This is a genomic window from Mycolicibacterium sp. XJ2546 (assembly GCF_053483195.1).
This window is the reverse complement of record NZ_JBEFRW010000011.1, coordinates 149,523-170,540: the sequence shown is the minus strand read 5'-3', so window position 1 is coordinate 170,540 and position 21,018 is coordinate 149,523. Positions and strand designations below refer to the sequence as shown.

The window sequence follows — 21,018 nt, the reverse complement described above, 5'->3', positions numbered from 1 at the left end:
TCTAGATCGCCATCGCGGCGCGCACATCGGTTTCCGAGGCCGAGCCGCCGGTGCCGCTGGAGGTGAGCCGTCCGGCTTCCAGAATGTAGTAGCGCTGCGAGGACTCCAGCGCGAAGCCGATGTGTTGTTCGACGAGCAGCACACCGAGGTTTCCGCGGTTGGTGAGATCGGTGATCGCGGATTCGATCTCGGCCACCACCGAGGGCTGGATACCCTCGGTCGGCTCGTCGAGGATCAGGCATCGGGGAGCCGTGATCAACGCGCGGGCGATCGCGAGCTGCTGACGTTGCCCACCTGAAAGCAGACCGGCCTTGCGGTACAGCACTTCTCGCAGAGCCGGAAACAGGTCGAGTTGTTCATCGATGCGCTGTTTGCCGTTCTTGCGCCCGTCGGCGACGACCTGAAGGTTCTCCATGGTGGTCAGCTGTCCGAAGGACTGCTGGCCCTGCGGCACGTAGGCGAGGCCGCGGCCCACCCGCACGCTCGGACGCAGCTTGGTGATGTCTTCGCCGTCGAAGAGCACTTTGCCCGCGGCACATTTGAGCAGTCCGACCGCTGCGCGTAGCAGCGTGGTCTTACCCGCGCCGTTGTGGCCCATCACCGCCGCCACGCCCTCGCTGGGCACCTCGATGCTGACGCCGTGGATGACCTCGGAGCGGCCGTAACCGCTGCGGACGTCGACGAGTTGCAGCATCAGTGGTTCTCCTCGACCAGTGCGGTGCCGAGGTAGACCTCCTGCACCTTCGGGTTGGCTTGGACTTCGGCGACCGTTCCGTCGGCGATGACCTGTCCGCGGGCCAGCACGGTCACCGAGGTGGCGAAGGCCCGCATGAAATCCATATCGTGTTCGACCACGACGACGGTGCGCTGTGCGCCGATGCGGCGCAACAGGTTTCCGGTTTCTTCGCGTTCTTCGTGGCTCATGCCAGCGACCGGTTCGTCGAGCAGCAGCACGTCGGCGTTCTGCACCAGCAGCATGCCGATCTCCAGCCACTGCTTCTGGCCGTGGGCCAGCGCCCCGGCCGGCTTGTCGGCGTAGTCAGCCAACCCGATCGTGTCGAGCGCGGTTTCGATTTCGGGCAGCACCCCGCGCCTGCGGCGCAGCAGTGTCCACGCCGACCGGCCCGCGCCCGCGGCGATGTCGAGGTTCTGCAGCACGGTCAGCTGCTCGAACACGCTGGCGGTTTGGAACGTGCGCCCCACCCCGAGCCGGGCGATCTGGTGCACCTTCTTACCGAGCAGCTCCACCCCGGACTTGTTGACCGACCCGGTGGCGCTGACCAGGCCCGTGACCGCGTCGATGACCGTAGTCTTACCTGCGCCGTTGGGCCCGATCAGAAACCGCAGGTCACCCTGGAACAGGGTGAGGTCGACGCCGCTGACTGCCTTGAAGCCGTCGAAATCGACGGTGAGCCCGCGGATCTCGAGATACTCGGCGCCCATGCCGGCGTTGCCGCCGGCGACCGGTTTTTCGCTCGTCATGTGGACACGCCCACCTTGTCGCTGTCGGATGCGGGTTCGGGTTGCCCCGCCGGTTCAGGCGCGGGCGGCGGCTTTGGTTTGCGGAACCGCCGCCGCGCGAACACCGCGCCCAGGCCGGCCAGCCCGGCGGGCATGAAACCGACGACCAGGATGAACAGCAGGCCCTGGGCGTAGGTCCACTCCGAGGGAAACCGTTCGGAGAACACCGTTTGCGCCCAGGCGACCCCGATGGCGCCCAGCACCGGGCCCAACAGCGTGGTGCGGCCGCCGATGGCCACCCCGATCAGAAACGCGATCGACGGCAGGATGCCGACCTGTGAGGGCGCGATGAACCCGACGATCGGCGCGAACAATGCGCCGGCGATGCTGGCGAACAGCGCGGCGACCGAATACGCGACCACCTTGATGTTGGCCGGGTCGTAGCCGAGGAACCGCACCCGTTCCTCACCGTCGCGCACGGCGACCAGCAGTTCGCCGTACCGGCTCACCACCAGCTGCCGCACCACCGCGACCACCAGCAGCAGTACCGCGGCGGCGATGAAGTACAGCATCCGCCGATTCACCGGGTCGTTGAGCGTGAAACCGAAGAAGGTGCGAAACCTGTTGAGCCCGTTGCTGCCTCCCAGGCTGGTCTGCCCGACCAGCAGGATCGCCAGCGCGGCCGCCAGGGCTTGCGACAGGATCGCGAAGTACGCGCCCTTGACCCGGCGTTTGAACACACCGAAACCCAACGCGGCGGCGATGGCGGTCGGCACCAGCACGATCGCGGCCAGCGTGAACGCGGGGGAGGCGAACGGCACCCAGTAGCCGGGCAATTCACGCACCCCGGCGATCTGCATGAAGTCCGGCACGTCGTTGCCGCGGATCTGTGCGTCGGCGATCTTGAGGTGCATGCCCATCATGTAGCCGCCGAGGCCGAAAAACACCCCTTGGCCCAGCACGAGCATGCCGCCGCGGCCCCAGGCCAGCCCGATGCCGACCGCGACGATCGCGAAGCACAGGAACTTGGCCAGCAGGCTGAGCCGGAACTCCGACAACACCGCGGGCGCCACAGCGAACAGCAGCACGGCGGCGAGACCGAAGCCGGCCCAGGTCTGCCAGCGGCCCAGAACGGTTTTCACGCGAGGCTCCTTGTCCGGACGGTGAACAGGCCCTGCGGACGGACCTGCAGGAAGATCACGATGATCACGAACAGCACCACCTTGGCCACCGACGCGGTGCTGTTGTACTCGAGGAACGAATTCACCAGGCCCAGCCCGAACGCGGCGATCACCGTTCCCTTGAGCTGGCCCAGTCCGCCGACCACGACCACCAGGAACGCGTCGATCAGGTAGCTCTGCCCGATGGTGGGGCTGGTCGAACCGATCAGCGTCAACGCCACCCCCGCCACCGCCGCCAGCCCCGAGCCGACGAAAAACGTTGTGACGTCGGTCGTTCGCGACGAGATGCCGCTGGTCTCCGCCAGGTCCCGGTTCGCCACCACAGCGCGGATGCGCCGGCCCATCGGGCTGAACTTCAGCGCGGCCGCCAGCGCCGCGACACACGCGACGGCCAGCACCAGGATGAAGATCCGGGTCTTGGGCACCACCGCGCCGAACATCTCCACCCCGCCGGACAACCAAGCCGGCGCGACCACGTTGACGGCGGGCGCGCCGAAGATGTCGCGCGCGACCTGTTGTAGCACGAGCCCGACGCCGAACGTCACCAGCAGCGTGTCGAGGGGGCGGTGGTACATCCGCCGGATCAGCGTGGTCTCCAGTAGTGCACCGAGCGCACCGCCGATGAGGAAACCGACCAGCAGTGAGATCAGCAGCGACGCACCGGCGTTGGAGACGATCTGCTGCACGACGTAGGCGGTGTAGCAGCCGGCCATGATGAACTCGCCGTGCGCCATGTTGATGACGCCCATCTGGCCGAACGTCAGCGACAAGCCCAGCGCGGCCAGCAACAGGATCGAGCCGAGGCTCAATCCCGTTGCCAGCTGCCCGATCAGGACATCCATAAGGTGCTCAGCTGGACAGGCCGGCCGCCCACGGGTAGCCCTCGAGGTAGGGGTCCGGCTCGATCGGGCCGGGCGACTCCCAGATCGTGTAGATCAGCCCGTCGGGGCGGATCTCTCCGATGCGGGCGGTCTTGGTGATGTGGTTGTTGTCACCGTCGATCTGCACCAGGCCCTCCGGGGCGTCGAACTGGACCCCGCCGGCAGCTTGCTGCACGTCAGGAACCGCGAACGAGTTCGCCTTCTCGACCGTGTTCTTCCACAGGTAGACCGAGACGTAGGCCGCCTCCATCGGGTCCGATGTCGGCTTGTCGGCGCCGTACTTGTCCTTGTAGGCCTTGACGAACGCATTGTTGACCGGGCTGTCGATGGTCTGGTAATAGTCCCAGGCGGTCAGCTGACCGGTGATGTTCTGCACGCCGATACCGCCGATCTCTTCCTCGGCGATCGATACCGACACGACGGGCATGTCCTGCGGCGTCAGGCCGACGTTTCGGTACTCGCGGAAGAACGCCACGTTGGAGTCACCGTTGAGGGTGTTGAACACCGCGTCGGCGTCGGCGGTGCGAACCTTGTTGACGATCGTGGAGAAGTCCGTCGAGCCCAGCGGCGTGTAGTCCTCGCCCTTGATCTCGATGCCGTTGGCTACGGCGTACGCCTTGATGATCCGGTTGGCGGTCTGCGGGAAGACGTAGTCGCTGCCGACCAGGTACAAGGAGGTGACGCCCTGCTCCTTGAGATAGTCCAGCGCGGGCACGATCTGCTGGTTGGTGGTGGCCCCGGTGTAGAAGATGTTGTCGGAGGCCTCCAGGCCCTCGTACTGCACCGGGTAGTAGAGCAGCGCGTTTGCGCTTTCGAACACCGGCAGCATCGCCTTGCGCGACGAGGACGTCCAGCCGCCGAAGACCGCTGCAACACAGTCGCTGCTGATCAGCTTCTCCGCCTTCTCGGCGAACACCGTCGGTTCGGAGGCCCCGTCCTCACCGACCAGCTCGATCTGCTTGCCCATGACGCCGCCGGCGGCGTTGATCTGCTCGACCGCCAGATCGATGGCGTTTCGCACGGTCACCTCTGAGATGGCCATGGTGCCCGAAAGTGAGTTCAGCGCTCCGACTTTGACACTGGGCCCCGAGGTGTCGACACAAGACTCGGCGCTGGCCGAACCTGATTCACCTGCCTTGCTTCCGCAGCCTGCCAGTACCAGGCCCGTTGCGGCGGCGAGGCTTCCGGCCACCAGCACTGAGCGTCGTAGAAGTCGCATGAACAGCCTTTCCCTATATGTCCCGCAGACAACGTGCGGTTGTTCGCTTGGGGACGTTAGAGCGGCTGTGTTTCTGCCAAATGTCTGTATGTGACGAACAAATTAACCTGTGGTGTGTGCAGGCAGATTCAACGCGAACACCCGCGCACGCGAGTACCTTGACGGCACAAGGTCATTGAACGGTGGTCAGACCGCGGCTTTCTGCGTGTCCTGCACCGATGCCGCGATCTCCTCGAGCTCTTCGATCCTGGTGCGGGCGTAGGCCTGCTGCTCGGTGATCGTGAGGTTGCCGCGCTGGGTGGACAGGAAGGTCACGGTCCAGGACACCAGCGTGGTGAGCTTGCGGCGGAAGCCGACCAGGTAGACCAGGTGCAGCACCAGCCAGGCCAGCCAGGCAATGAACCCGCCGAACTCCAGCGGCCCGATCTTGGCGACCGCGGAGAAGCGGGACACCGTGGCCATCGAGCCCTTGTCGAAGTACTGGAACGGCTCGCGCTGCGCCGGGTCGGCGCCCTTGATATGGCCCTTGATGGCGTCGGCGGCGTACCTGCCGCCCTGGATGGCGCCCTGCGCCTGCCCTGGCACCCCTTCGACGTAGGCCATATCGCCGACCACGAAGACGTTGGGGTGTCCGGGGATGGACAGGTCCGGTAACACCACGACGCGGCCGGCCTTGTCGATCTCCACGCCGGACTGCTCGGCGAGGTCGCGGCCCAGCGGACTGGCCGACACTCCGGCCGACCACACCTTGGTCGCCGATTCGATACGCCGGATGGTGCCGTCGGCGTCTTTGACGGTGATGCCGTTGCGGTCGACGTCGGTGACCATCGCGCTGAGCTGGATGTCGACGCCCATCTTCTCCAGCCGCGCCTTGGCCTTGTTGCCGAGCTTCTCACCCATCGGCGGCAGCACGGCAGGTGCGGCGTCGAGCAGGATCACCCGCGCGGTGGTCGAATCAATGTGGCGGAACGCACCTTTGAGGGTGTGATCGGCCAATTCAGCGATCTGCCCGGCCATTTCGACGCCGGTCGGTCCCGCGCCGACGACGGTGAACGTGAGCAGCTTCTCCCGGCGGGCGGGGTCGCTGGACCGTTCGGCCTGTTCGAACGCGGTCAGGATGCGGCCCCGCAACTCGAGCGCGTCGTCGATCGACTTCATCCCGGGCGCCCATTCGGCGAAGTGGTCGTTGCCGAAATAAGACTGCCCGGCGCCGGCGGCGACGATCAGCGAATCGAACGGCGTGACGTAGGTGTGGCCGAGCAACTCCGAGGTGACGGTCTGCTTGGTGAGGTCGATGTTGGTGACATCGCCGAGCAGCACCTGACAGTTCTTGTGCTTGCGCAGGATCATCCGGGTCGGCGGGGCGATCTCGCCCGACGGGATGATGCCGGTCGCGACCTGGTACAGCAGGGGCTGGAACAGGTGGTGGCTGGTCTTGGCGATTAGTTTGACGTCGACGTCGGCACGCTTGAGCCGCTTGGCAGCGGTCAACCCGCCGAACCCTGATCCGATGATGACGACTTTGTGCCGATCAGATGCAGTGGCTCCGGGATGGCTCATGATTGGGCTCCTCGAAGGTGCTTCACGTGCAGTTCTACCCACCACGGTAGTGGCCTGAACCTCGGATCGACGATTCCGTCAGCTGTGGCATATCCCACGTCAGGCGTTCAGGTTAGCCTTCCAGAATCGGCTTGAGAAGCTCGCCGACCGCGGTGACCCCACCGGGTTGATATCCGTTGAGGTTCGTCACCGGGCTCAAGATCACGCCGTCGACGCCCGCGTCGAACACTCTGGTCTTCAGCTGCTCGACCACCTGCTCGGGGCTGCCGTAGACGGCCTGCTGTTTGTAGTCGTCGGGAATCACGTCGCCCGTGACGTTTTCGTCGATGATCGCGACGACGAGCATGCTGGTCTCCAGTGTGGCTGGGTCGCGGCCGATCTCGGCGCAGCGGTCCTTGACCACCTGCAGCTTGCGGGGCAGTTCGTCGAAACCGGCGATGATGTTGAGGTGGTCGAAGTGCCGGGCAGCCAGCGGAATGGTCTTCTTCTCGCCGCTGCCGCCGATCATCAGCGGGATGTGGTCGCGCAGCCGCGGCTCGGCCATCGCCTCCTCGGTGCGGTAGTACTTGCCCGAAACGGTGGGCCGCTCACCGGCGATCATCGGCAGGATGATCTGCAGCGCCTCGTCGAGCTTGTTGAACCGGTCGGTGAAGGTGCCGAACTCGTAGCCGAGGCTGTTGTGTTCGAGCTCGTACCAGCCGGTGCCGATACCCAGCACCGCGCGGCCCTGGCTGATCACGTCGAGCGTCGTGATGGCCTTGGCCAGCAGGGTCGGGTTGCGGTAGGTGTTGCCGGTTACCAGCGTGCCCAGCTGCACGCGTTCGGTGGCGGTGGCCAGCCCGCCCAGCGCGGTGTACGCCTCGAGCATCGGCGCATCCGGGGTGCCGAGCCCGGGTAGTTGGTAGAAGTGGTCCATCACGAAGACCGAGTCGAAGCCGGCCGCCTCTGCTTCCTGCGCCTGCTCGATCACAGTGGGGAAGATCTGCGCGACGCCGGTGCCGTAGGAGAAGTTGGGTATCTGAAGTCCGAGTCGAATGCTCACGCAGTAGTTCTACCGCGCCGCGGCCGGATTCATTCCCAGCTGGCCGCGGCGCCCTGGCTGACGTGCAGCGTCTGCCCGGTGATGTGGCGGGCGGCCGGGGTGGTGAGGAATAGCGCCAGCCGGGTGATCTCCTCGGCGACCGTCGGCGTCGTGCGGGACAGGCCGTCGTAGCCCGGTTCGGCGCTGCGGCCTGCGGCTATCGCGTTGACGGTGATACCACGGGTGCCGAAATGGCCGGTCTGGCCGGACGTCCAGTCCGCCACCGCGGCCTTGATGGCCGCCTCGGCGCTGCCGTCACTCGGAGGTGCGGGGATGACGGTCACGATCGACCCGCCGGAGCGCAGATGGTCGCCCAGGACCTGCACGGTCAGCACCGCCGAAAGCACAGTGGCGTCCAGCGCATGCCGCCAGGCCATTGCGTGCTCGGCCAGCGAATAGGCGCGCGGATCGCCCGCGTCCCAGCGCGCGGCGGGCACGTTGACGATGGTGTCCAGATGGTGGGGGAACTGTCCGCGGGCCTCTTCGAGGCTGGCGGGATCGGTGTTGTCGAATACGAGCGCGTCGACATCGAGTTCTTTGGCGGCCACCTCCAGGTCGGCACGCCGAGCGCCGGCGATCACGACCCGGTGTCCGGCGTCGCGGAAACCGCCCGCGATCGTGCGGCCCAGATCGGTGTCCCCGCCGGTGACCAGGACCTCCATCGCACGGACCTCCTTTGTGACCATCGCTGAACCTCAGCAATTGCGGCCAATGTTACTGGACAGTAGCTAGGGGACGAAACAGGCGCGCGGTGAGTCGGCGTCGCGGTAGCCGAACTCCGCCGGGGACGTGTCTTAAGGTTTGGCTGTGATGCGGGAAGCGGCGCCGGTTTGAGCGTGTCAGCGGCCCTGCCCCGATGGCTGTATCTGCCGGCCGCGGTCGGCGCGCTGTTCGTCGCGGTGCCGCTGGCTGCGGTGGCGGCCAAGGTCGACTGGCCCAATTTCCTCTCGCTGATCAGCAGCGAGTCGTCGGTGACAGCGCTGCTGCTCAGCCTGCGCACGGCGGTCGCGAGCACCGCGCTGTGTCTGCTGTTCGGGGTGCCGATGGCGCTGGTGCTGGCTCGCAGTACTAGCCGGTGGATCCGCGTGGTGCGCCCGTTGGTGCTGTTGCCGCTGGTGCTGCCGCCGGTCGTCGGGGGCATCGCGCTGCTGTACGCGTTCGGCCGGCTCGGTCTGCTCGGCCAGTACCTGAGCGCCGCGGGAGTCGATATCGCGTTCACGACGACGGCGGTCGTGCTGGCACAGACGTTCGTGTCGCTGCCGTTTCTGGTCCTGGCGCTGGAGGGCGCCGCGCGTACGTTCGGCGCCGACTACGAGGTGGTGGCCGCGACGCTGGGCGCGGGACCGACGAGTGTGTGGTGGCGGGTGACGTTGCCGCTGTTGGCGCCGGGCCTGGTGTCGGGGGCGGTGCTGGCGTTCGCGCGCGCGCTCGGCGAGTTCGGCGCCACCCTGACCTTCGCCGGTTCAAGGCAGGGGGTCACCCGCACGCTGCCGCTGGAGATCTACCTACAGCGCGAGAGCGATCCCGAGGCGGCGGTGGCGCTGTCGCTGCTGTTGGTCGCCGTGGCCGCCGTCGTGGTGGTCGGGCTCGGCAGCCGACGGCTGCGGGGTGCGAGTGCCTGGTAGTCGGCCGTGACCGAGGTCAGCGTGCGCGCCGTCGTCGAAAGCCGCGGTGTGGACGTCGAATTCACCGTCGAATCGGGCGAGGTGCTTGCGGTGCTCGGCCCCAACGGCGCGGGCAAGTCGACGGCGCTGCATGTGATCGCCGGGTTGGTGCGGCCCGACGAAGGTGTGGTGGCCGTGGGGAAGCGGGTGCTCACCGACGTCCGGGCCGGCGTGCATGTCGCGACCCATGACCGGCGCGTCGGGTTGTTGATGCAGGATCCGCTGCTGTTTCCGCATCTGAGCGTCGCGGCCAACGTGGCGTTTCCGCCGCGCAGCCGCCAGCCCGCCCGCTGGCTGACGGAGGTGGATGCGGCGGAGTTGGCCGACCGGATGCCGCGTCAGCTCTCCGGTGGTCAAGCGCAGCGGGTGGCGCTGGCGCGCGCGTTGGCCGCCGAGCCCGACGTGCTGTTGCTCGACGAGCCGCTGGCGGGGCTGGACGTGGTCGCGGCCACCGCCGTGCGCAAGGTACTGCGAAAGGTGCTCGCCAAGAACGGAGGCTCAGCGGTGATGGTCACCCACGACATCCTCGACGTGCTGACGCTGGCCGATCGGGTGATCGTGATGGAGTCCGGTCGGATCGCCGAAACCGGTTCTGCTGCAGCGGTATTAGCGACACCGCGCAGCGGGTTCGGGGCGCGGTTCGCCGGGGTGAACCTGGTCAACGGTGTGGTGGACGACGACGGCGCGGTGCGGACGACGACGGGGCGCACCTGGCACGGCAACCCGGCGGCCGAACTGGTGGCCGGTGACCCCGCGGTCGCGCTGTTCTACCCGGCCGCTGTCGCGGTGTACCGGGACAGACCCCACGGCAGCCCGCGCAACACCGTCGAGGTGATCGTCGCCGAACTCGACAGTCGCGGACCGGCCATCCGGGTGCGGGCCGAAGACCAGCCCGACGGGGCGCCGGGGCTGGCCGCCGACGTCACTGCCGAGTCGGCAGCCGAGTTGCGGTTGGTGCCGGGCGACCGGATCTACTTCGCGGTGAAGGCGCAGGAAGTGGCGCTCCACCCCAGCGCGTAACACCGCTGACCCGTCGGCGCGAAGAACCAGTTGAAGTACCCCGTGCGACGCGCGGGGGCCTTTTGGCGCCAGCAAACGGTCGGCTTCGGCATCTTCTGGCACTTCTGCGGCCTCAGCAAGTAAAAATCTAAGCACAATAAGAGCAACTCACACTTGCGTCACGGCGGTAACACGGTAGTTTCTTCCACATGGATCAGCCGGACGCGTTAGTTCACCACCGTAAGGGCCGCACGAGGACGCTGGCGACCGCCGTGTTGACCGGTGCCACCGCGGTGGCGCTCGCGCTGCCGACGGTGGCGCAGGCGCAACCCGAGCCCACACCGCCACCGCCGCCGCCGCCGAGCGGTAACACCTTCCTGGAGGGACCGCCACCGCCGGCTCCGCCGGCCGCGCCGGCACCTCCCGCAGACCCCAACGCGCCGCCGCCCCCTGGCGTCGCGCCCGCACCGCCTCCGCCGCCCGCGGATCCGAACGCGCCGCCGCCGCCACCCGGCGTCCCGCCGCCACCGCCGCCTCCGGGCGTCGCGCCGCAACCTGCCGACCCGAACGCACCGCCGCCACCGGCCGACCCCAACGCACCGCCGCCGGCCGACGCCGGCCGCGTCGACAACGCCGCGGGTGGCTTGAGCTTCGTCGTACCGGCCGGATGGCAGGTGTCGGACGCTACCCAGCTGTCCTACGGTCAGGCGCTGCTGACGAAGGTCACCCCGGAAGGCGCCGAACCGCCGAACGACACCAGCATCCTGCTCGGACGGCTCGATCTGAAGCTGTTCGCCGGCGCGGAAACCGACAACACGAAGGCGGCCCAGCGGCTGGCTTCGGACATGGGCGAGTTCTTCATGCCGTTCCCGGGCACGCGCGTCAACCAGGAGACCATCGAACTGGATGCCGACGGGATGCCCGGCGTCGCCTCCTACTACGAGGTGAAGTTCACCGACACGAACAAGCCCAACGGCCAGATCTGGGCCGGGGTGGTCGGTGAGGCCACCGAACCCGGCACACCGCGCGGCCAGCGCACCCCGGATCGCTGGTTCGTCGTGTGGCTGGGCACCGCGAACAACCCGGTGCCCAAGGAGGAGGCCGTTACGTTGGCCAACTCGATCCGGCCCTTCACCGCACCGGCGCCCGCGGTTCCCGCGGACCCGAATGCACCCCAGAATGCGCCATTGCCGCCGCCGGATCCCAACGCGCCCCCGCCGCCACCGGCCGATCCGAACGCACCACCCCCGCCGCCCGGTGACCCGAACGCGGCACCACGACCGGCCGTCGGTCAGCCCGTTCCGGTGGCGCCGGAGAGCGCACCGGAGATGATGCCGCCGGCGTGATTTCGTCAGCCGCTGTGGACCGCTCCGTTTACGGACCGACCCACGGCGGCTGGGCCTGGGCGACGTTCACGATGAAGCAGTTCGTGCCCCCGAAGCCCAACGCCCCTGCTGTCTGGCAGCGTTCGAAGTTGCCGTCCGGAGCGATCGGCCCGTCGCAGATCGTGCCGCCGCCCCATGGTGTCCAACCGCCCTGACAGCCGGCGTTGGCCGGGGCCGCAAACGCGATGCTGCCCGCCGCGAGCGCGCCGATACCCAGTGCTGCAAGTGCTTTCATCGGTCCCCTTCCTTTCGCATCAGCCCCGACCGTTATGTCCAGGTTACTTCTTCGTTATGACATGGGTGCGGGTGCGATAGGCCACTCAACGGCTGACCGCTGGTGTGCCACAACACATCGCGCGACAATGGGGGGATGAGCGCCTCGACCATGACCGCATGGCGGGTCACGAGACCGGGCCCGATCGACAACGGCCCGATGGAACGCGTTGCCGCGCAGGTGCCCCGGCCCGGCACAGGCGAGCTACTGGTCGCCGTGCGCGCCTGCGGTGTCTGTCGCACCGACCTCCACGTCGCCGAGGGCGACCTGCCCGTGCACCGGCCCGGGGTGATACCCGGGCACGAAGTGGTCGGGGAGGTCGTCGAGATCGGGCCGGACACCGCCGAACAGTTCGCCGTCGGCGACCGGGTCGGCGTCGCATGGCTGCGGCACACCTGCGGTCGGTGCCCGTACTGCACCCGCGGCGACGAGAACCTCTGTCCGGACTCGCGCTACACCGGATGGGACGCCGACGGTGGCTACGCCGAATTCACCACGGTGCCGGCGGCTTACGCCCATCATCTGCCGCCGGGATACACCGACGCCGAGTTGGCCCCGCTGCTGTGCGCAGGCATCATCGGCTACCGCGCACTGCTGCGCGCCGACGTGCCCGCGGGCGGACGGCTGGGCCTCTACGGGTTCGGCGGCAGCGCCCACCTCACCGCACAAGTCGCCATCGCCGAAGGCCTCGAGGTGCACGTCATGACCCGCGGGCAGCAGGCCCGAGACCTCGCGCTCGCGCTGGGCGCGGCGTCGGCGCAGGGTGTCGCCGAAAGACCGCCGGTAGCCCTGGACTCGGCGATTTTGTTCGCTCCGGTCGGCGACCTCGTGCACCCCGCGCTCGAGGCACTGGACCGCGGCGGCACGCTGGCCATCGCCGGCATCCACCTGTCCGACATCCCCCCGCTCAACTACCAGCGCCACCTGTTCCAGGAACGCCAAATGCGGTCGGTGACCTCCAACACGCGCGCCGACGCCCGTGACTTCCTCGCGTTCGCGGGCAGGCATCGCATCGAGGTCACGACGCCGCGCTATCCGCTCGGGCGGGCCGACGACGCGCTCAGTGATCTCGCCGCCGGCCGGGTGTCGGGGGCGGCGGTGCTGACGGTCTACTAGAGCTCGGCGAGGGCCGCGCCGAGCCGGCCGGTCAGGTCGCCGCGGCCGAACCGGTACAGCGGTCCCGACCCGTCGGCCAACAGTTCGCGCAGCCGCGCCATCCCGCGGGCACCGACCGGCTGCGGGGACTCCAGCCGGCGCACGACCCTGTCGATCATCTCTTCGGCGGCGCTGATGTTGGGCACATGCATCGGCAGCCGCGACGACATCAGCAGCCCGCCGGAACGCGCATCCCGAACGGCTTTGCGCAGCGAGCGTGCGACGCTGGCGCGTTCGGCCGCCGACGTGAGCCGTACGTAGTGCACCGCGAGCGGGCTGCCCTGCGGTGCCGTCACGCCGACCGCGATCAGCCGGTCGAACTTGGCGGCCCGCAGCCGTGCCGTCAACCGCGCCGCCAACGACGCGGAGCTTTGTACCGAGGGGCGACTGGCCGCCGGCGACGACGTCGCGTTGTCAATCGTCATAAGCCCTGCTCCGATCCGCTATCCCTGGGTAAATGACTATCAAAAAGGCTATACCGGTCATCCATGACTAGTCAACGTGATTTGGCGGTCACTATCCGTAGACTGGTGGTATGACTTCAGCCCGCACGTGGCTCGGTGATTCCGAGACCAAACCGGCACCCGCACCCCTGAGCCGGGTTCAGTCGCTGGTCAACACCTTCGAGCTGGCCGCAGGCCCGGACCGCCTCGCCGACCCCGCCGATGCGCGACCGTGGTTGATCGACAACGGTCTGCTGGGGGCCGACGCCGAGCTGAGCGCCGCCGACCTGGAGTTGCTTCGCGGCGTACGAGAAGGGCTTCGCGCCCAGCTGGTGCACAACGCCGGGGGCCCGGCCCCAAGTGACGCCGCGTTGGCGCCGCTGCGCGCCGTCGCGGCGGGCGGAACGGTCTCTGCCCACGTCGGTGACGTTGGCGACGTTCGGCTCGCGGTGGACGGTGACTCGTCGTCGGAGCGGCTGGTCGAGCTGCTGTTGATCGTGCGCGACGCGCAGCAGGACGGCACATGGTCATTGCTCAAGGCGTGCGCCAACGACGAGTGCCGGTGGGCGTTCTACGACAAGTCCCGCAACCACGCCGGAACCTGGTGCAGCATGGCGACCTGCGGTAACAAGCTGAAGAACCGCCAGTTCCGGGCACGCAGACGCGGCTCAGGTGGACAGGTGCCAGACCATCGCGGCGGCCAGCGCGCCGAGCCCGTTCAATGACCAGTGCAGCGCGATCGGGGCGATCAGGCTGCCGCTGCGGCGACGTAGCCAGGTGAAGACGAATCCGGCGACCGCGGTCGCCGCCACCGCCAGGGCGACGCCCGCGACCGTGCCCAGCCAGCCGCCGCCGAACAGCCGGGTGAAGCCGACGTTGCTGGCGGTCAGCCCCAGCGACGTGGCGATGTGCCAGAGCCCGAACAGCAACGACCCCGCCGCGGCCACCCCGCGAAAGCCCCAGGCTCGGTCCAGCGCGCCCTGCAGCACACCGCGGAACGCCAGCTCCTCGGGGATCACCGTCTGCAGCGGGATGATGATCATCGAGGCGATCAGCGCACCCGAGATCGTCGCGTAGTTGTTGTTCATGAACAGCGGCCTGGTCCACGGCAGCATCGCGCCGATCGCGATGACCGACACCACCACCGCGACCGCGGCCAGCGCGTAGCCGACCCCGGAGCGCCACTGCGCGCGGCCCAGCCCGAGCTCGGTCCAGCCCAGGCCGTGGGAGCGCACCAAAACGAGCAGCCCGACGGCGGCGGCGGGCACGACGGCGATGCTGGCCCACGGGGTGGTGAAGTGTGCGATCAGGTTCGTCAGCGCCAGCACCACGACGACGATGCCGATATCGACGTAGGTGCGGAAGCGATGCAGGACCGACAGCTGCTCGATCAGCGGATGCGGTTGCTCGGCGGCGACGGACACGACGATAAATCCTACCGGGCGGTTGCGCCGCGGGCGTCCTGGGACAGCGACGGTCCCGCGAAGTCGGGATCCCATGTCCAGTCGGCGATCGCCGGGTCGTCCTCGCCGTGCTCGCGGGTGTAGCGGTTGGCGGCCAGCCTGGCGTCGACCATCTGCTGGCGCAGCACCGCGGCCCGCCCGGCCAGCCCGTCGACCCGGTCGATGACGTCCATGACGAGGTGGAAGCGGTCCAGGTCGTTGAGCATCACCATGTCGAACGGGGTCGTCGTGGTGCCGCGCTCCTTGTAGCCGCGCACGTGCAGGTGCGCGTGGTTGGTCCTACGGTAGGTCAGCCGGTGAATCAGCCACGGATAGCCGTGGTAGGCGAAGATCACCGGCTTGTCGGTGGTGAACAGCGCGTCGAACTCGTGATCCGAAAGCCCGTGCGGGTGTTCGGTTTCGGGCTGCAGCCGCATGATGTCGACGACGTTGATCACCCGCACCGCCAGCTCCGGCAGTTCGCGGCGCAGGATGTCGGCGGCGGCCAGGGTCTCCAGCGTCGGGATATCACCGGCGCAGGCCAGCACGACGTCGGGCTCACCGGTGGTGCTGCTGGCCCACTCCCAGATCCCGAGCCCACGGGCGCAGTGCGCGATTGCCTCGTCCATCGTCAGGTAGGTCAGCCCCGGCTGCTTGCCTGCCACGATCACGTTGACGTAGTGGCGGCTGCGCAGGCAGTGGTCGGCCACCGAAAGCAGCGTGTTGGCGTCCGGCGGCAGATACACGCGCACCACCTCGGGGCGCTTGTTGGCCACGTGGTCGATGAAGCCGGGATCCTGGTGCGAGGCACCGTTGTGGTCCTGACGCCAAACATGAGATGTCAGAAGGTAATTCAACGAGGCGATTGGGCGCCGCCAGGTCAGGTCCCTGCTGCTGGACAGCCATTTGGCGTGCTGGTTGAGCATCGAGTCGACGATGTGGACGAACGCCTCGTAGCAGTTGAACAGCCCGTGTCTGCCGGTCAGCAGATAGCCTTCGAGCCAGCCCTGGCACAGGTGCTCGGAGAGCACTTCCATCACCCGGCCGTCGGGGGCGAGGTCTTCGTCGTCGGGGCTGGTCTCGGCCATCCACGCCTTGTCGGTCGCCTCGTAGACCGCCGACAGCCGGTTGGACGCGGTTTCGTCGGGGCCCATCACCCGGAACCTATCCGGGTTGCGCGCGATCACGTCCCGCAGGAACGTGCCGAGCACCCGGGTTGCCTCGGCGGTTTGGCTCGCCGGCTCGTCGACGTCCACGGCGTAGTCGGCGAACGCGGGCAGGTCCAGATCGCGCAGCAGCAGACCGCCGTTGGCGTGCGGGTTGGCGCCCATCCGGCGCTGCCCGCTCGGCACGAACGCCCGCAGTTCGGGCCGCAACGCCCCGTGCTCGTCGAACAGTTCGTCGGGTCGATAGCTGCGCAGCCACGACTCCAGTTGCGCCCTGTGCTCGGTGTCGGTGCGCGTCTGTGCCAGCGGAACCTGATGCGAGCGCCAGGTGCCTTCGACCTTCTTACCGTCGACCACTTTGGGGCCGGTCCAGCCCTTCGGGGTGCGCAGCACCACCATCGGCCACAGCGGACGGCCCGGCTCACCGTCGAGCCGGGCGGCCCGCTGGATCGCCGCGATCTGGTCGAACGCCTCATCGAAGGCAGTGGCCAGCTGCTGGTGCACGTTTTCCGGGTCGTCGCCGGCGACCGTGATGGGCCGGTACCCGTAGCCGGACAACAGCGATTCGAGCTCGTCGGCCGGAATCCGCGCCAGCACCGTCGGGTTGGCGATCTTGTAGGAGTTCAGGTGCAGGATCGGCAGCACGGCTCCGTCGGTGGCCGGGTCGAGGAACTTGTTGGAATGCCAGCTCGCCGCCAACGGACCGGTCTCCGCCTCGCCGTCGCCGATCACGCACGCCACCACCAGGTCCGGGTTGTCGAACGCCGCGCCGTAGGCGTGCACCAGCGCGTATCCGAGTTCACCGCCCTCGTGGATCGAGCCGGGCGTCTCGGCAGCGACGTGGCTGGGCACCCCGCCGGGGAACGAGAACTGGCGGAACAGCTTTCGCATCCCGTCGACGTCCTCGGAGATCTGCGCATAGACCTCGCTGTAGGTGCCCTCGAGGTAGACGTTGGCCAGCAACCCCGGCCCACCGTGGCCGGGCCCGGTGATGTAGATCACCGAGAGATCGCGGTCACAGATGATGCGGTTGAGATGCGTGTAGACGAGGTTGAGTCCGGGGGTGGTGCCCCAGTGGCCGAGCAGGCGCGGCTTGATGTGTTCGGCGGCCAGTGGCTCCCGCAGCAGCGGGTTGTCCAGCAGGTAGATCTGGCCCACCGACAGGTAGTTGGCTGCGCGCCAATAGGCGTCGATCAACCCCAGCTCATCGTCGGAGAGGGTGGGGGAGAGCGGCTCAGCGGTCATGTTCCGGCACAGGGTACCCAACACGGGTGGGAAATAACCCGATCGTGGCCAACTACGCTCACGGTCGTGGTGGGCGAACGGGTGCGACCGCTGGCGCCGTTGCGGGTGCTGGACCTGGGTGGCGCTGACTCCGATGCCGTGGGCCGGTTGTTCGCCGACCTCGGCGCCGACGTGTTGAAGATCGAACCTCCCGGCGGTGCCGAAGCGCGCCGCGAAGCGCCGAGCGTGGCCGGCGCCAGCGTGCGGTTCGCACTGCACAACGCCAACAAGCGCAGCGCGGTGCTCGACGCCACCCGTGCCGCGGACCGCGACCGCCTGATCGAGCTGGCCGCTTCCGCCGACATCGTGATCGACAGCGGCAACCCGGGGACGGCGGCCGCGTTCGGCACGTCGTGCGCCGCGCTGTCGCAGCGGTTCGCGTACCTGGTCACGCTATCGGTCACCGACTTCGGCACCGCAGGCCCGCACGCGACGTGGCAGGCCACCGACGCGGTGCTGTACGCATTGTCGACGGCGTTGTCGCGGACCGGCCCGACGACGGGCACCCCGGTGCTGCCGCCCACCGGTGTGGCGTCGACGACGGCCGCGGTGCAGGCCGCGTGGGCCGCGCTGGCCGCCTACTTTCGCCGGTTACGCGACGGCAGAGGCGATTACATCGACTTCTCCCGACTGGAGGGTGTGCTTCAGTCACTGGATCCGCCGTACGGCTCGGAGGGGCAGGCCGCCGTCGGCCGCAAGCCGACCAGCGAGTTGTGGCGGGGGCGGCCGCGGAACCAACAGATCTACCCGATCTTCGCCTGCCGCGACGGCTATGTGCGCATCTGCCTGCTCTCGCCGCGCCAGTGGCGCGGCATGTTCGGCTGGCTCGGTGAACCTGCACAGTTCGCCGGCCCGGAGTTCGAAACGATCGCGGCGCGCTACGCGGTATCACGGGAGCTCAACGCCGTCATCGCCGACCTGGTCAGAAACCAGACAATGGAAGACTTGGTAGCCGATGGTCAAGCCCGCGGCGTACCGATCGCCGCGGTCCACACCCCGGCGCAGACGTTGTCCTCCAACCACTTCCGTGATGTCGGCGCGCTGACCAGCACCGAACTGGCGCCCGGCGTCGACGCTGTCGTGCCCGCCGGGCCGTTCGTCGTCGACGGCACCCGCGCCGGGCTGACCCGGCCGGCACCGGCGCCCGGCGCCGACGACGCCGCCTGGGCCGCCGACACCACCGCACGCCCGGAAAGCGGTGGCGCACCTGTGCGCCGGCCGTTCGACGGGATGCGCATCCTCGATCTCGGTGTCATCGTCGCAGGCGGTGAGCTGGGCCGGTTGTTCGCCGATCTGGGCGCCGAGGTCATCAAGATCGAAAGTGCGGCGTATCCCGACGGCCTGCGCCAGGCCCCGCCGGGCATGACGATGAGTAGGTCGTGGGCGCTGACGCACCGCAACGAGTACGGCCTCGGCCTGGATTTGCGCCATCGCGACGGCGCGGCCGTGTTCGCACGTCTGATCGCCGAGTCCGACGCGGTGTTCGCCAACTTCAAACCCGGAACGCTTGCCTCACTTGGGTTCTCCTATGAAAGGCTGCGAGAGCTCAACCCGGGCATCGTCCTTGCCGAAAGCAGCGCGTTCGGAGCGACCGGGCCGTGGAGCGCCCGAATGGGCTACGGCCCGCTGGTACGCGCCTCCACCGGCGTCACATCGCTGTGGACATCTCCGGACGCCGGGCCCGGCGAGTTCTACGACGCCACCACCATCTTCCCCGACCACGTTTCGGCGAGGATTACCGCGATAGCGGCCCTGGCCGCGCTGATTCAGCGTCGCAACACCGGAACCGGTGCGCACGTGCACATCTCGCAGGCCGAAGCCGCGGTCAACCAGTTGGCGACGGTGTACGCCACGGCGGCCGCCCGCACCGCAGGCCTGCCGGTCGACGACGATACCGCCGTCCACGGCGTGTATCCGTGCGCGGGCGACGACGAATGGTGCGTGGTGTCCGTACGTACCGACGCCGATCGCACCGCCCTGGCCGCCGTCGTCGGCGACGACGACGTGGCGGCGTGGACCCGGACCCGCGAAAAGACCGACGTCGCGAACATCATGCAGCAGAACGGGATACCGGCGGCCCCGATGAACAGGGCGATCGACGTCCTCGCCGATCCGCAGGTGCAGTTCCGCCGCCCGTACACCGACCTGGAACATCCGTTGTTCGAAGCGCCGATGCCGACCGAGACCGGTCCCGCGCCGTACACCAACATCGCGCCCGCGCCGCTGCGTCCCGCCCCGATGCCGGGAGAGCACACCCGCGAGATATGCCAGAAGGTGCTCGGTTTGACGTCCGAGGACCTCGACCGGCTCATCACGCATGGCGCACTTTTCGCACATCAAGAAAGGCCATGATGGACCCAAGGACGCCCGTGCTGATCGGCTACGGCCAGGTCAACCAGCGTGAGAACGACCCGACTGTGGAGCCGGTCGACCTGATGGCGGCCGCCGCCCGCGCGGCAGGCGACCCCCGGCTGCTCGAGGCCGTCGACTCGGTGCGGGTGGTCAACCTGCTGTCGTGGCGGTATCGCGACCCGGGACTTCTTGTCGCCCAGCGTATTCGGGCCGACAATGCCCGCACCCGATACACCGGCATCGGCGGGAATGTGCCGCAGTCGTTGGTCAACCAGGCGTGTCTGGACATCCAGGGCGGCCGTGCCGACGTGGTGCTGATCACCGGCGCCGAGACCTGGCGCACACGCTCACGGCTGCGCGCCAAGGGCACCAAACCGGACTGGACACGGCAGGACGAGTCGGTGCCGGCCGCCGAGGGCGGCGACGAAAGCGTGCCGATGGCCGCACCCGCGGATATGCGGATTCACTTGGACCGGCCGGCCTACGTCTACCCGATGTTCGAACAGGCGCTGCGCATCGCCGCCGGCGATGCGCCGGATGTGCACCGGCGCCGCATCGGTGAGCTGTGGGCGGGGTTCTCCGCGGTGGCGGCGAACAACCCGCACGCCTGGAGCCAGCAGGCACGCTCGGCCGACGCGATCTGGCAACCCTCTGCCGAGAACCGGATGGTCAGCTGGCCCTACACCAAGTTGATGAACTCCAACAACATGGTGGACCAGGGTGCGGGGCTCATCCTGGCCTCCGCCGAAAAGGCAAGGCATCTACAGGTTCCGACCGAACGCTGGGTGTTTCCGTATGCGGGGACCGACGCCCACGACACCTATGCCATCGGTGAACGCGCGGAGTTCTGTGCCTCACCGGCGATTCGGATCGCCGGACGGCGCGCGCTGGCGTTGGCCGATATCGGCGTCGACGACGTCGACGCGGTCGACGTGTACTCGTGCTTCCCGTCGGCAGTGCAGGTCGCGGCCAACGAGTTGGGGCTGCCGCTCGGCGACCCCGACCGTCCACTCACGGTGACCGGCGGGCTGACGTTCGCCGGCGGCCCGTGGAACAACTACGTCACCCATTCCATCGCCAGCATGGCCGAACACCTGGCCGCCCACCCCGGGCAGCGCGGTCTGATCACCGCCAACGGCGGCTACCTCACCAAGCACAGCTTCGGTGTGTACGGCACCGAACCGCCGCCACACGAATTCCGCTGGGAGGATGCGCAATCGGCGGTCGACCGGCAACCGACCCGGACGTCGATCGTCGAGTGGGAAGGGGTGGGCACCGTCGAATCGTGGACCACGCCCTACAGCCGCGACGGGGAACCCGAGAAGGCGTTCCTCGCGGTACGCACACCCGATGACGCACGTGTGCTCGCGGTCATCGCCGATGCCTCCGAAGCCGCCGAGACGGTGCGCGGCGACATCGCAGGCGCCAAGGTGGCCGTCAACTCCGACGGAACAGCGACGCTGCGGTAGGC

The 21,018-nt window shown here is 68.3% G+C and carries 19 protein-coding genes; 7 read left to right on the top strand and 12 right to left on the bottom strand.

Translation table 11 applies throughout. The features are described from left to right. Nucleotide 1 precedes the first annotated feature (1 nt). From urtE to ABQE44_RS18590, 8 genes are all read right to left on the bottom strand, one after another. Entirely contained in the window at nucleotides 2-694 is a 693-nt protein-coding gene (gene urtE / locus ABQE44_RS18625; protein ID WP_448393972.1) for an urea ABC transporter ATP-binding subunit UrtE, read from the bottom strand. Beyond that, nucleotides 694-1,482: an urea ABC transporter ATP-binding protein UrtD gene (urtD, locus tag ABQE44_RS18620; protein WP_448431247.1), complete on the bottom strand. Its 789-nt coding sequence runs from the start codon at nucleotides 1,480-1,482 to the stop codon at nucleotides 694-696. Before urtD ends, urtE begins: the two co-directional genes overlap by 1 nt. Then, the gene (gene urtC, locus ABQE44_RS18615; RefSeq protein WP_448393970.1) at nucleotides 1,479-2,603 is read right to left on the bottom strand and encodes an urea ABC transporter permease subunit UrtC; all 1,125 of its coding nucleotides are present in this window, start codon (nucleotides 2,601-2,603) and stop codon (nucleotides 1,479-1,481) included. The genes urtD and urtC overlap by 4 nt, the downstream gene beginning before the upstream one ends. Beyond that, a complete protein-coding gene (gene urtB / locus ABQE44_RS18610) occupies nucleotides 2,600-3,484 on the bottom strand; it encodes an urea ABC transporter permease subunit UrtB (RefSeq protein ID WP_448393969.1) in 885 nt (294 codons plus the stop codon). Before urtB ends, urtC begins: the two co-directional genes overlap by 4 nt. A gap of 7 nt (nucleotides 3,485-3,491) precedes the next feature. Then, nucleotides 3,492-4,742: an urea ABC transporter substrate-binding protein gene (urtA, locus tag ABQE44_RS18605; RefSeq protein WP_448431245.1), complete on the bottom strand. Its 1,251-nt coding sequence runs from the start codon at nucleotides 4,740-4,742 to the stop codon at nucleotides 3,492-3,494. A gap of 186 nt (nucleotides 4,743-4,928) precedes the next feature. After that, on the bottom strand, nucleotides 4,929-6,302 hold the full coding sequence (locus ABQE44_RS18600; RefSeq protein ID WP_448393967.1) for a type II NADH:quinone oxidoreductase Ndh: 1,374 nt from the start codon (nucleotides 6,300-6,302) through the stop codon (nucleotides 4,929-4,931). Nucleotides 6,303-6,414: 112 nt separating this feature from the next. Then, the gene (locus ABQE44_RS18595; protein WP_448431243.1) at nucleotides 6,415-7,344 is read right to left on the bottom strand and encodes an LLM class F420-dependent oxidoreductase; all 930 of its coding nucleotides are present in this window, start codon (nucleotides 7,342-7,344) and stop codon (nucleotides 6,415-6,417) included. A gap of 29 nt (nucleotides 7,345-7,373) precedes the next feature. Next, entirely contained in the window at nucleotides 7,374-8,045 is a 672-nt protein-coding gene (locus ABQE44_RS18590; protein WP_448394082.1) for an SDR family oxidoreductase, read from the bottom strand. A gap of 168 nt (nucleotides 8,046-8,213) precedes the next feature. Between ABQE44_RS18590 and ABQE44_RS18585 the strand changes: the two genes are divergently transcribed. The 3 genes from ABQE44_RS18585 to ABQE44_RS18575 all read left to right on the top strand — a co-directional run bounded on the left by ABQE44_RS18585 (nucleotide 8,214) and on the right by ABQE44_RS18575 (nucleotide 11,392). Continuing rightward, nucleotides 8,214-9,008 (top strand): ABC transporter permease, encoded by a 795-nt coding sequence (locus ABQE44_RS18585; protein WP_448393965.1) that lies wholly within the window; start codon nucleotides 8,214-8,216, stop codon nucleotides 9,006-9,008. Between the two features lie 6 nt (nucleotides 9,009-9,014). Beyond that, nucleotides 9,015-10,067 (top strand): sulfate/molybdate ABC transporter ATP-binding protein, encoded by a 1,053-nt coding sequence (locus ABQE44_RS18580; RefSeq protein WP_448393964.1) that lies wholly within the window; start codon nucleotides 9,015-9,017, stop codon nucleotides 10,065-10,067. 188 nt (nucleotides 10,068-10,255) lie between these two features. Continuing rightward, on the top strand, nucleotides 10,256-11,392 hold the full coding sequence (locus ABQE44_RS18575; RefSeq protein ID WP_448393963.1) for an alanine and proline-rich secreted protein Apa: 1,137 nt from the start codon (nucleotides 10,256-10,258) through the stop codon (nucleotides 11,390-11,392). Nucleotides 11,393-11,420: 28 nt separating this feature from the next. On the opposite strand, the gene ABQE44_RS18570 is transcribed toward ABQE44_RS18575, so the two are convergent. Beyond that, nucleotides 11,421-11,666, bottom strand: coding sequence for a CDGP domain-containing protein (locus tag ABQE44_RS18570; RefSeq protein ID WP_448393962.1), 246 nt, complete (start codon nucleotides 11,664-11,666; stop codon nucleotides 11,421-11,423). A 135-nt stretch (nucleotides 11,667-11,801) separates the two neighbouring features. On the opposite strand from ABQE44_RS18570, the gene ABQE44_RS18565 reads away from it, so the two are divergent. Continuing rightward, nucleotides 11,802-12,821, top strand: coding sequence for a zinc-binding alcohol dehydrogenase family protein (locus ABQE44_RS18565; RefSeq protein ID WP_448393961.1), 1,020 nt, complete (start codon nucleotides 11,802-11,804; stop codon nucleotides 12,819-12,821). Here the strand turns inward: ABQE44_RS18565 and ABQE44_RS18560 are convergent. After that, nucleotides 12,818-13,285 carry a hypothetical protein gene (locus ABQE44_RS18560; RefSeq protein ID WP_448393960.1) on the bottom strand — a complete coding sequence of 156 codons (468 nt, stop codon included), beginning with the start codon at nucleotides 13,283-13,285 and terminating at the stop codon, nucleotides 12,818-12,820. The two genes, ABQE44_RS18565 and ABQE44_RS18560, sit on opposite strands and share 4 nt — an antisense overlap. A 110-nt stretch (nucleotides 13,286-13,395) precedes the next feature. Between ABQE44_RS18560 and ABQE44_RS18555 the strand changes: the two genes are divergently transcribed. Next, on the top strand, nucleotides 13,396-14,028 hold the full coding sequence (locus ABQE44_RS18555) for a CGNR zinc finger domain-containing protein (RefSeq protein WP_448393959.1): 633 nt from the start codon (nucleotides 13,396-13,398) through the stop codon (nucleotides 14,026-14,028). Here ABQE44_RS18555 and ABQE44_RS18550 read toward each other — a convergent pair. Together ABQE44_RS18550 and ABQE44_RS18545 are read right to left on the bottom strand one after the other, a co-directional pair. Then, entirely contained in the window at nucleotides 13,972-14,727 is a 756-nt protein-coding gene (locus ABQE44_RS18550; protein WP_448393958.1) for a CPBP family intramembrane glutamic endopeptidase, read from the bottom strand. The two genes, ABQE44_RS18555 and ABQE44_RS18550, sit on opposite strands and share 57 nt — an antisense overlap. A gap of 11 nt (nucleotides 14,728-14,738) precedes the next feature. Continuing rightward, a complete protein-coding gene (locus ABQE44_RS18545) occupies nucleotides 14,739-17,156 on the bottom strand; it encodes a phosphoketolase family protein (RefSeq protein ID WP_448431241.1) in 2,418 nt (805 codons plus the stop codon). Nucleotides 17,157-17,225: 69 nt separating this feature from the next. Between ABQE44_RS18545 and ABQE44_RS18540 the strand changes: the two genes are divergently transcribed. Then, nucleotides 17,226-19,547 (top strand): CaiB/BaiF CoA-transferase family protein, encoded by a 2,322-nt coding sequence (locus ABQE44_RS18540; protein WP_448431253.1) that lies wholly within the window; start codon nucleotides 17,226-17,228, stop codon nucleotides 19,545-19,547. Then, nucleotides 19,547-21,016 carry an acetyl-CoA acetyltransferase gene (locus ABQE44_RS18535; protein WP_448393956.1) on the top strand — a complete coding sequence of 490 codons (1,470 nt, stop codon included), beginning with the start codon at nucleotides 19,547-19,549 and terminating at the stop codon, nucleotides 21,014-21,016. Before ABQE44_RS18540 ends, ABQE44_RS18535 begins: the two co-directional genes overlap by 1 nt. The last annotated feature ends 2 nt before the right edge of the window (nucleotides 21,017-21,018 follow it).

Bases quoted from the DNA above. Each gene is read 5' to 3' on its own strand.
- urtE (WP_448393972.1), bottom strand. From the start codon at position 694: ATGCTGCAACTCGTCGACGTCCGCAGCGGTTACGGCCGCTCCGAGGTC.
- urtD (WP_448431247.1), bottom strand. From the start codon at position 1,482: ATGACGAGCGAAAAACCGGTCGCCGGCGGCAACGCCGGCATGGGCGCC.
- urtB (WP_448393969.1), bottom strand. From the start codon at position 3,484: ATGGATGTCCTGATCGGGCAGCTGGCAACGGGATTGAGCCTCGGCTCG.
- urtA (WP_448431245.1), bottom strand. From the start codon at position 4,742: ATGCGACTTCTACGACGCTCAGTGCTGGTGGCCGGAAGCCTCGCCGCC.
- ABQE44_RS18600 (WP_448393967.1), bottom strand. From the start codon at position 6,302: ATGAGCCATCCCGGAGCCACTGCATCTGATCGGCACAAAGTCGTCATC.
- ABQE44_RS18590 (WP_448394082.1), bottom strand. From the start codon at position 8,045: ATGGAGGTCCTGGTCACCGGCGGGGACACCGATCTGGGCCGCACGATC.
- ABQE44_RS18575 (WP_448393963.1), top strand. From the start codon at position 10,256: ATGGATCAGCCGGACGCGTTAGTTCACCACCGTAAGGGCCGCACGAGG.
- ABQE44_RS18570 (WP_448393962.1), bottom strand. From the start codon at position 11,666: ATGAAAGCACTTGCAGCACTGGGTATCGGCGCGCTCGCGGCGGGCAGC.
- ABQE44_RS18565 (WP_448393961.1), top strand. From the start codon at position 11,802: ATGAGCGCCTCGACCATGACCGCATGGCGGGTCACGAGACCGGGCCCG.
- ABQE44_RS18560 (WP_448393960.1), bottom strand. From the start codon at position 13,285: ATGACGATTGACAACGCGACGTCGTCGCCGGCGGCCAGTCGCCCCTCG.
- ABQE44_RS18555 (WP_448393959.1), top strand. From the start codon at position 13,396: ATGACTTCAGCCCGCACGTGGCTCGGTGATTCCGAGACCAAACCGGCA.
- ABQE44_RS18545 (WP_448431241.1), bottom strand. From the start codon at position 17,156: ATGACCGCTGAGCCGCTCTCCCCCACCCTCTCCGACGATGAGCTGGGG.
- ABQE44_RS18535 (WP_448393956.1), top strand. From the start codon at position 19,547: ATGGACCCAAGGACGCCCGTGCTGATCGGCTACGGCCAGGTCAACCAG.